Genomic DNA, 9,456 nt, shown 5'->3' on the forward strand with positions numbered 1-9,456 from the left:
AGGCTTCCTCCTAAAAGAAAGCCTTGAATCACGTTCAATCTGATTTGAGAATCCCAAGAGTCCACACGGCCTAGAGCCCCGGCTCTGATTCAATCAGAACCGAGGCTCTAGATTCTTCTTTTGACGCGTTTTCTTCACGCGAACCGGTATCCACTTCGCTCGAAAACGCTCTAAATCCCCGCCGCGGCCGGCTGCACGGCGGCCGTGATCAGCTTCACCGCATCATCGCTCGCCCATTCGGCCGGCCCCGCGATGGTCGCGATCTCGCAGCCGTTGCCGTCGACCAGCATCGAGGTCGGCATCCCAAGTGCCTTGCCTATGCTCTTAAGATCTTGGAAAACCTTGGCTTTCGCGTCGCTGAAATAGCCGAGCCGGGTCAGATTGGCGTCTTTCAGGAAGTTCTTCGGCTTGTCGAAGTCGCGGGTGTCGATGTTGATCGCCACCACCTCGAAATCCTTGCTGCCGAGCCTGGCCTGCAGCGCGTCCAGCGCCGGCATCTCCTTGCGGCAGGGCACGCACCAGGTGGCCCAGAGGTTCACCAGCACGGTCTTGCCGCGCCAGTCGGACAGCTTCCTCGGCTTGCCCTCGGCGTCCTCGAAGGCGAGGTCCGGCACCCGCAGGGGTTTTGTCGCCATCGTCAGCGCGGCGAGTTGGCCCTGCGCCAGCGGGGTGAGCTTCTTCGCCAGATCGACCGCGCTGCTGCAGGCCGGGTCGCCGGCCGGGCCGCGTCGCATCAGCCCGCCAAATCCGGAGACGCCGGCATAGCCGATCAGCGCGCCGACCAGCACTGCGCCGATTACGAGCGGGATCCGGCGCGCGGCGCCACGGGACGGGGGAGTTTCGGGCATATCGTTTGTCATTCCGCGTCAGATATGGCTAAGCAGGGCCCGCGCCGGTGGCCGGTCGGTTTTGACGGTCGGGCGATCAAGGGCGGGCCTGAAGTTTTAAGAAGTCGTGAGCAAGCAATCATGAGCAACAAGATGTGGGGCGGGCGGTTCTCCGAACGTCCCGACGCGATCATGGAGGAAATCAACGTCTCCATCGACGTCGATCGTCACCTTTATGCCCAGGACATTGCCGCGTCCAAGGCCCACGCCGCGATGCTCGCTGCGCAAGGCATTATCACCGCGTCTGATGCGAAAAATATCGGCAAAGGTCTAGACACGATTTTGTCAGAAATCGACAAGGGGTCGTTCGATTTCAAGCGCGCGCTCGAAGATATCCATATGAACGTCGAGAGCCGGCTGTCGGAGTTGATCGGCCCGGCCGCCGGCCGGCTGCACACCGCGCGCTCCCGCAACGATCAGGTCGCGACCGACTTCCGCCTCTATGTCCGCGACACCATCGACGAGACCGATGCGGCGCTGGCCGCGTTCCAGCAGGCGCTGGTCGAGCGCGCGCTGGAACATGCCGGGACGGTGATGCCGGGCTTCACCCATCTGCAGACCGCCCAGCCCGTGACCTTCGGGCATCATCTGCTCGCCTATGTCGAGATGGCGGCGCGCGACCGCGGCCGCTTCGCTGACGCCCGCAAGCGGCTGAACGAATCGCCGCTCGGCGCCGCCGCACTCGCCGGCACCTCGTTCCCGATCGACCGGGCCGCGACGGCAAAAACGCTCGGCTTCGACCGCCCGATGGCAAATTCGCTCGATGCCGTCTCCGACCGCGATTTTGTCCTGGAAACCCTGTCGGCCGCCGCGATCACGGCCGTGCACCTGTCGCGCTTCGCCGAGGAGATCGTGGTCTGGACCTCGCCGCTGGTTGGCCTGGTGCGGCTCAGCGACAAGTTTACCACCGGCTCCTCGATCATGCCGCAGAAGCGCAATCCGGATGCGGCGGAACTGGTGCGCGCCAAGACCGGTCGGGTGATCGGTGCGCTCACCGCGCTCCTGATCGTGATGAAGGGCCTGCCGCTCGCCTATCAGAAGGACATGCAGGAGGACAAGCAAGGCGCGATGGAAGCCTTTGCCGCGCTCTCGCTCGCGATCCGCGCCATGACCGGCATGGTCGAAGACCTCGTGCCCGACGAAGGGCGGATGAAAGCCGCGGCCGGCGAGGGCTATGCCACCGCCACCGACCTCGCCGACTGGCTGGTGCGGACCCTGAAAATGCCGTTCCGCGAGGCCCATCACGTCACCGGCCGCATCGTGGCGCTGGCCTCGGAGCGGGGCGTCGGCCTGCACGAACTGCCGCTAGAGGCGATGCAGGAGGTCGAGCCGAAGATCATCGCCGACGCGCTGAAAGTGCTGTCGGTCGAATCATCGGTGAAAAGCCGCACCAGCTACGGCGGCACCGCGCCCATGAATGTGCTTTCCCAGGCGAAGGCCTGGGCAAAGCGGCTGGAAAAACAGCGAAAATTGGGCTGAACGACAAATTTCGCTGCAATCTCATGGTTATCCGGGGGCTCGCCAGAGCAAATCAATGTTTGTATGGTGCGGCCCGCATTGGGGATTTCGTCGTGACCAGTAACCACCGCCTGACCCGGTCGGGATGGGCTCTCATCCTTGTCGGCGTTGCCGCGCTGACGCTTGGCGGCTGCGGACGCAAGGGACCGCTCGACCTGCCGCCGACCGCGAGCTCGGCGCAGACGCCGGCCGCGCCGGACGGCGATACCGAGACCCGGCGGGCAGCCGAGCCCAGCCTGTTCAATCCGAACTACGGAACGGATGCGCCGCCGGCCGCGGCCAAGGGTCGCCAGCGATCCTTCGTCCTCGATCCGCTTCTCGACTGAGCGCGCCATGAATCATTTCGACTATCGCGACGGCGTGCTGCACGCCGAAGCGGTTGACCTGTCCAAGCTTGCCGAGATCGTGGGCACGCCGTTCTATTGCTATTCGACTGCGACCTTGGAGCGCCATTACCGGGTGTTCACCGAAGCCTTCGCCGGCGAGAAGGTGCTCGTCTGCTACGCCATGAAGGCCAATTCCAACCAATCGGTCCTGCGCACCTTGGCAAAGCTCGGTGCCGGCGCCGACGTGGTCTCGGGTGGCGAATTGAAGCGGGCGCTCGCCGCCGGCATCCCGCCGTCGAAGATCGTCTTCTCCGGCGTCGGCAAGACCGAGGCCGAGCTGCGCGCCGCGCTTTCCGCCGACATCCTCTGCATCAACATCGAATCCGAGCCCGAGCTCGAGCTGTTGTCGCGCCTTGCGGCCGAGATGGGTAAGACCGTGCGCATTTCGGTGCGCGTCAATCCCGACGTCGATGCCGGCACGCATGCCAAGATCTCGACCGGCAAGTCCGAGAACAAGTTCGGCATCCCGATCTCCCGTGCGAGAGACGTCTATGCCCGCGCCGCGAAGCTGCCGGGCATAGAGGTGCGAGGGGCCGACATGCATATCGGCAGCCAGATCACCGATCTCAGCAAGATGGAGACCGCGTTCCGGATCCTTGCCGAATTCGTCCAGACCTTGCGCGCCGACGGCCACAACATCTCGCATATCGATTTCGGCGGCGGCCTCGGCATTCCCTATTACATGGACCGCGAGGCGCCGCCGGCGCCGGACGCCTATGCCGCGATGGTCAAGCGCGTGACGCATAACCTCGGCTGTACCTTGATGTTCGAGCCGGGGCGGATGATCGTCGGCAATGCCGGCATCCTGGTCACCCGCGTGATCTATGTGAAGCATGGCGATGCCAAGAACTTCGTCATCATCGATGCCGCGATGAACGACCTGATCCGGCCGACGCTGTACGAAGCGCATCACGACATCCTGCCGGTGCGGCAGGCCAAGAAAGACGCGTCCATGATGGTTGCCGACGTGGTCGGCCCGGTCTGCGAAAGCGGCGACTATCTCGCGCTCGACCGTTCGCTGCCCGAGCCCAAGCCCGGCGATCTCCTGGCCATCATGACCGCCGGCGCCTATGGCGCGGTGCAGTCCGGCAGCTACAACACCAGGCCCCTAGTGCCGGAAGTGCTGGTCAAGGACGATCAGTATGCCGTCGTGCGCCCGCGCGTCGAGGTCGAGGCGCTGATCGCGATGGACAAGCCCGCGCCGTGGCTGTGAGCGGCGATCGGGAATTAATTCATTTAAACGTTCGTCGCGATTTAACAGCTTGTATAATTCAGCTTAACGATCGGAAAATCCGCGCGACAGCGGAAATTTTCAATAACCAGGCCTCCCGGGCGAATTCCCGGTGGAGTGCGGAAGCTTGAGGAGCCGTTTTTTGATCCTGACGGACAGCCTGCGCAGCTTTGCCTTAACAGAACAGTGATCACACCATCTCACAGCCGCGGAGCAGCGTCCGCCGGCTCTCGGTGCGACTGATAAGTCTCGGAGACGGCGCAGTATTTTCACTTTTTGCCCCGTATGCCTGCGTCATTTTCGCATGCCTGCCATTTAAATATTAAATCTCCGTTGACAGGTATTTAAATTCGAGTGAGATTAATATTATCAAATACGGCTGTGTGGGGAGCAACAATGTCATTGCCAGGCTGGGTTCTCGCGATTTTCCTCTTGATGGCGGCGGCGGTGCCCGCCGGTGTATATTTCACGGCCACGCTGTTCTTCCCTCCCGACCAGGTCTACACCTATGTCGGCCAGGGAACGTATCGTGGCGCGCCCGGCCCGCTCGCGGGCGCAGGACTTCCCTTCCTCGTCGCTGCAGGCGTCTATTGGTACGTCAGGCGCCGTCGCAACTCGAAATAGCGCTTGCGCTGTTAGGGGCCACAAAAGCGACCGACACAAAACATCTTCGTGGAAATCGCAAAGACCGCCGCGAGGCGGTCTTTCTTTTTGACTAAAGTGGTCTTTATTTTTCGATCTGAGCGTCACCTTGCTCGGTGTCGTCCCCGCGAAGGCGGGAGTCCCATAACCACAGGATGGTGTTTTAGTGCGAGCAAGCGGTTGCAGATTCATACGTCACTAAACCCTGTGGTTATGGGTCCGGGTCCCGGCTTCGCCAAGAGGCTTCGCCGCGGCGCGCAAGCCCGGGACGACAGCTACCCCGGGATGACATCTTGCTTCGATGGCTCACTATCTTGCTTCGACGGCTCACTTCGCCGCGTGACTGCCCTTTGCGCCACCGACCACGACGGCCGCCGCTTTCTCGATCGGCTTGATCGCGGAGGTGAAGTCGGACTCCGGGCCCGTCTCGCGGATCACGGTTTCCCAGAGGCGGCCGACGGCTTCGGCGACTTCCATCGACAGGCCGAGCGACTTCATCTCTTCCACGCACAGCCGCACGTCCTTCACCATCAAGCCGGTGGCGAAGCCGAAATCGAACGTGCGCGGCAGCACCGAACGCGGAAACTTGTCGCGGCTCGCCGTATTCATGCCCGAGCCCGCATTGATGACATCGATCATCACGGCCGGATCGAGCCCGGACTTCACGCCCATCACCACCGCTTCCGAGGTCGCAACCATTGCAGTCGCCGACAGGAAATTATTGGCGAGCTTCATCGTCTGCCCCGAGCCCGGCTTCTCGCCGATGAAGAACACTTTGCCGATCACGTCGAGCGCCGGCTTCAGCGCCTCGTAGTCCGCACGCGGACCGGAGACCATCACCGCCAGCGTTCCTTTTTCGGCACCGCCGACACCGCCGCTGACGGGGCTGTCGATCTGCACGATGTTGCGCTTCGCCAGCAGGCCGTGGATGCGTACCGCCATTTGCGAGCCGACGGTTGAGAGATCGACGAAGCGCTTGACGCGCTTGCCCTCGATCACGCCGCCGGCGCTGGTCGCGACCTCGAGCGAGGCCTGCAGCGAAGGCAGGCTCGCCATCACGGTCTCGACCCGGTCGGCGATCTCCTTGGGCGAGGACGCGGCTAGCGCGCCGCGCGCGGTCAGTCGCTCGACGGCCTCCTTGCGCGTATCGAACACGGTAAGTTGATGCCCGGCCTCGACCAGCCGGCGCGCCATCGGGAAACCCATGTTCCCGAGGCCGATGAATCCAATTTCCATGGTGTTTCCTTTGTTGTTGCTTGCGAGGGCCGTTGCGGCGAAACAGCGCGCCACACACTCACTGTCGTCCCCGCGAAGGCGGACCCATAACCCAAGGCAGAAGTTGTGGCGCCGGGCCGTGGCCCCAGTTTTCGCAACCACATCCGCCTGTGGTTATGGGCCCCGGCTCGCGCTTCGCTTGGCCGGGACGACGGCGCTACGCCTTATCGATCTCGGCGAACACTTCGCGCGCGATACGGAAACTGTCGACGGCGGCGGGCATGCCGCCATAGATCGCGACCTGCATCAGGATCTCGCGGATTTCGTCGCGGGTGACGCCGTTGGTCAGCGCGCCCTTCAGATGCGCGCGCAATTCGTGCGGCCGGTTCAGGATCGAGATCATCGCGATGTTGAGCATGCTGCGGGTCTTGCGCGGCAATTCCTCGCGGCCCCATACCGAGCCCCAGCAATATTCGTTAAGCAGGTCCTGGAATGGCTTGTTGAAGCTGTCGACGTTCTTCAGCGCGTTGGAGACATAGGCCTCGCCGAGCACGGCCTTGCGGATTTCCAGGCCTTTGTCGTGCGTCTTCTGGTCCATGACGTTTCCTCATGCAGTTCAGAGAGCATGATCCGGAAAAGCGGAATCCGGTTTTCGATGCTCGGACAAAAAGGTGAAATCACGGTCCGATTTCGGATCATGATCTGGGGTTGTGGTGGCAGGACGTTACGGGGTCGCTCACGCGCAGTCACGCCTTCGTGTTATGCGTAATTCCACGTGTGGGTTGCCGGAACGGAACGGGTGCCTCATTGCCGCCCTTGTGGTAAGGTGACCTGTCGGGCAACCCGGAGATTTTCTTGAGCGGCGACCCCACTGAACCCGCGCGCGAGCATAACGCCGTCGCGCGGCTAAAATTGACCGAAGCCCTGCAGCGGGCACAATACGCGATCGCGTGGGAGCGCGGGTGGCCGCATCTGGCCCGGTTTCTGACCGTCATCGGATTGTTCCTGGTGGTTTCCTGGGCCGGACTCTGGCTGGCGCTGCCGCTTGCGGTACGCCTGGCCGGCGTAGGCCTGTTCGCGCTGCTGGCGCTGGCCGCGCTGCTTCCGCTGGTTCGCTTCCGCTGGCCGACACGCGAGGAGGGCTTGAGCCGGCTCGATCGCGGCACCGGCATCCGCCATCGTCCGGCGACCGCGCTGACCGACACGCTCTCGAGCCAGGACCCGGTCTCGCAGGCGCTGTGGCAGGCACAGCGCGAGCGCACGCTGGCCTCGCTCAAGCGCATCCGTGCCGGCCTGCCATCGCCGCGGCTTCCGATCCACGATCCCTGGGCACTGCGGGCGCTGGTGATCGTGATGCTGGTCGCCGCCTATATCGCCGCGGGCGATGAACGTTCTCTCCGTTTCGCCTCCGCCTTCGATTGGAATGGCGTGCTGGCGCCGACCAATATCCGGGTCGATGCCTGGGTGACGCCGCCGAACTATACCGGCAAGCCGCCGATCATCCTGTCATCGGCGAACCGGGAAGCGGCTGCCGCCGAGAGCGGGCCATTGGCGGTTCCCGCCGGCAGCACGCTTTTGGTGCGTTCCAGCGGCGGCAATATCGATGTCGTGGTCGGTGGCGGCGTGGCCGAGGTCGCTCCGAGCGGGGAGGCGCCGAAGGGCACCAACGAGCGGCATTTCAAGATTGCAGGCGACGGCACCGCGCATGTCCGCGCGCCGGCCGGCCAGCCGCTGTGGCGTTTTACCGCAACGCCTGACCGTCCGCCGTCGATCGCCCTGGCCAAGGATCCGGAGCGCCAGGCGCGCGGCTCGCTGCAATTGTCCTACAGGCTCGAGGACGATTACGGCGTCACCGAAGCGCGCGCGCAATTCGTCGCGCGTCCGGGCGATGCACCGAAGGACCCGAGCCAAGCGGGAACCCAGGCCGGGACCAGGACGGCAGAGGTGCGGCCGCTGTTCGAGCCGCCGCAATTCCCGCTCGTGCTGCCGAACGCGCGCACCCGCAATGGCGTCGGCCAGACCGTCAAGGATCTGAGCGAAGACCCCTATGCCGGCGCGGATGTGACGCTGACGCTGACGGCAAAGGACGAGGCCGGCAATGAGGCCAAGAGCGAACCGTTCAACATGCGCCTGCCGGAGCGGTTGTTCACGAAACCGCTGGCGCGGGCGCTGATCGAGCAGCGCCGCATTCTCGCGCTCAACGCCAACAGGAACGCCGATGTCTACGCCGCGCTGGACGCGCTGTTGATCGCGCCGGAAATGTTCACGCCCGAGGCCGGCACCTATCTCGGCCTGCACAGCGTGGCGCGGCAGCTCGAGGCCGCCCATACCGACAACGCGCTGCGCGAGGTCGTCGCCAGCCTGTGGGCGCTTGCCGTCACCATCGAGGACGGCAACATCACCGACGTCGACAAGGCGCTGCGCGCGGCGCAGGACGCGCTGAAGCAGGCGCTGGAGCGTGGCGCGAGCGACGAGGAGATCAAGAAGCTCACCGACAATCTGCGCGCGGCGCTCGACAATTTCATGCGCCAACTCGCCGAGCAGTTCCGCAACAACCCGCAGCAATTGGCGCGTCCGCTCGATCCCAACGCCAAGGTCCTGAGCCAGCAGGACCTGAAGAACATGCTCGACCGCATGGAGCGGCTGTCGCGCTCCGGCGACAAGGAGGCGGCAAGGCAGTTGCTCGATCAGCTCCAGCAGATGCTGGAGAACCTGCAGATGGCGCAGCCCGGCCAGAGCGGCGACAACGACATGGAGCAGGCGCTGAACGAGCTTGGCGACATGATCCGCAAGCAGCAGCAGTTGCGTGACAAGACCTTCAAGCAGGGCCAGGATTCGCGACGCGACCGCATGCGGGGCAAGCAGGGCGATCAGTCCATGGGCGACCTGCAGCAGGATCAGCAGGCGCTACGCGACCGGCTGCAGAAGTTGCAGGAAGAGCTCGCCAAGCGCGGCATGGGTCCCGGCCAGCGCGGCGAGAAGGGGCAGCGCGGCCAACAAGGACAGCAGGGCCAGCAAGGTCAGCAAGGTCAGGGTGGCCAGGAGGGCGATCAGGGCGACGGCGAGGACGGGCTCGATCAGGCCGATTCCGCGATGGGCGATGCCAGCGGCCGGCTTGGCGAAGGCAATGCCGACGGTGCGGTGGACTCGCAGGGCCGCGCGCTGGATGCGCTGCGCAAGGGCGCGCAGAGCCTCGCCGAGGCGATGCAGCAGGGTGAGGGCGAGCAGGCTGGCGACGGCCCCGGCAACCGCGTCGGCAGGCAGCAGAGCGGCGGCAACCAGACCGATCCGCTCGGGCGCCCCCTGCACGGCCGCGAGTTCGGCGACGACTACACCGTCAAGATCCCCGGCGAGATCGACGTGCAGCGCGTCAGGCGAATCCTGGAAGAACTCCGCCGCCGCCTCGCGGACCCGGCGCGACCGCAGCTCGAACTCGACTACATCGAGCGCCTGCTGAAGGATTACTGAGGCAGCTCGGCCTCCACCGTCATTGCGAGCGAAGCGAAGCAATCCATAGCGGTGTGCCGAGTATGAACGACAGCTTGGAGGTGGAAGTCCTCTATCCAGCCTGATGACG

8 protein-coding genes are annotated in these 9,456 nt (G+C 64.3%); 5 read left to right on the forward strand and 3 right to left on the reverse strand.

Annotation, left to right across the window (positions count from 1 at the left end):
* Positions 1-170 precede the first annotated feature (170 nt).
* Entirely contained in the window at positions 171-848 is a 678-nt protein-coding gene (locus AAFX91_RS34925; RefSeq protein ID WP_130582598.1) for a TlpA disulfide reductase family protein, read from the reverse strand.
* Positions 849-968: 120 nt separating this feature from the next.
* Between AAFX91_RS34925 and argH the strand changes: the two genes are divergently transcribed.
* The 4 genes from argH to AAFX91_RS34945 all read left to right on the forward strand — a co-directional run bounded on the left by argH (position 969) and on the right by AAFX91_RS34945 (position 4,646).
* Positions 969-2,366 (forward strand): argininosuccinate lyase, encoded by a 1,398-nt coding sequence (argH, locus tag AAFX91_RS34930; protein WP_394569583.1) that lies wholly within the window; start codon positions 969-971, stop codon positions 2,364-2,366.
* A 92-nt stretch (positions 2,367-2,458) separates the two neighbouring features.
* A complete protein-coding gene (locus tag AAFX91_RS34935; protein WP_282530242.1) occupies positions 2,459-2,731 on the forward strand; it encodes a lipoprotein in 273 nt (90 codons plus the stop codon).
* Positions 2,732-2,738: 7 nt separating this feature from the next.
* Positions 2,739-4,004, forward strand: coding sequence for a diaminopimelate decarboxylase (gene lysA / locus AAFX91_RS34940; protein WP_394569584.1), 1,266 nt, complete (start codon positions 2,739-2,741; stop codon positions 4,002-4,004).
* Between the two features lie 414 nt (positions 4,005-4,418).
* A complete protein-coding gene (locus tag AAFX91_RS34945) occupies positions 4,419-4,646 on the forward strand; it encodes a hypothetical protein (protein WP_130582602.1) in 228 nt (75 codons plus the stop codon).
* A 345-nt stretch (positions 4,647-4,991) separates the two neighbouring features.
* Here the strand turns inward: AAFX91_RS34945 and AAFX91_RS34950 are convergent, their stop codons facing one another.
* Entirely contained in the window at positions 4,992-5,900 is a 909-nt protein-coding gene (locus AAFX91_RS34950) for an NAD(P)-dependent oxidoreductase (RefSeq protein ID WP_282530244.1), read from the reverse strand.
* 196 nt (positions 5,901-6,096) lie between these two features.
* Entirely contained in the window at positions 6,097-6,477 is a 381-nt protein-coding gene (locus AAFX91_RS34955; RefSeq protein WP_282530245.1) for a carboxymuconolactone decarboxylase family protein, read from the reverse strand.
* Between the two features lie 257 nt (positions 6,478-6,734).
* Between AAFX91_RS34955 and AAFX91_RS34960 the strand changes: the two genes are divergently transcribed.
* Positions 6,735-9,347, forward strand: a complete 2,613-nt coding sequence (locus tag AAFX91_RS34960; RefSeq protein ID WP_282530246.1) for a TIGR02302 family protein — start codon at positions 6,735-6,737, stop codon at positions 9,345-9,347.
* Positions 9,348-9,456: the final 109 nt, after the last annotated feature.

The organism is Bradyrhizobium sp. 31Argb, from assembly GCF_043638955.1.
Taxonomy (GTDB): domain Bacteria; phylum Pseudomonadota; class Alphaproteobacteria; order Rhizobiales; family Xanthobacteraceae; genus Bradyrhizobium.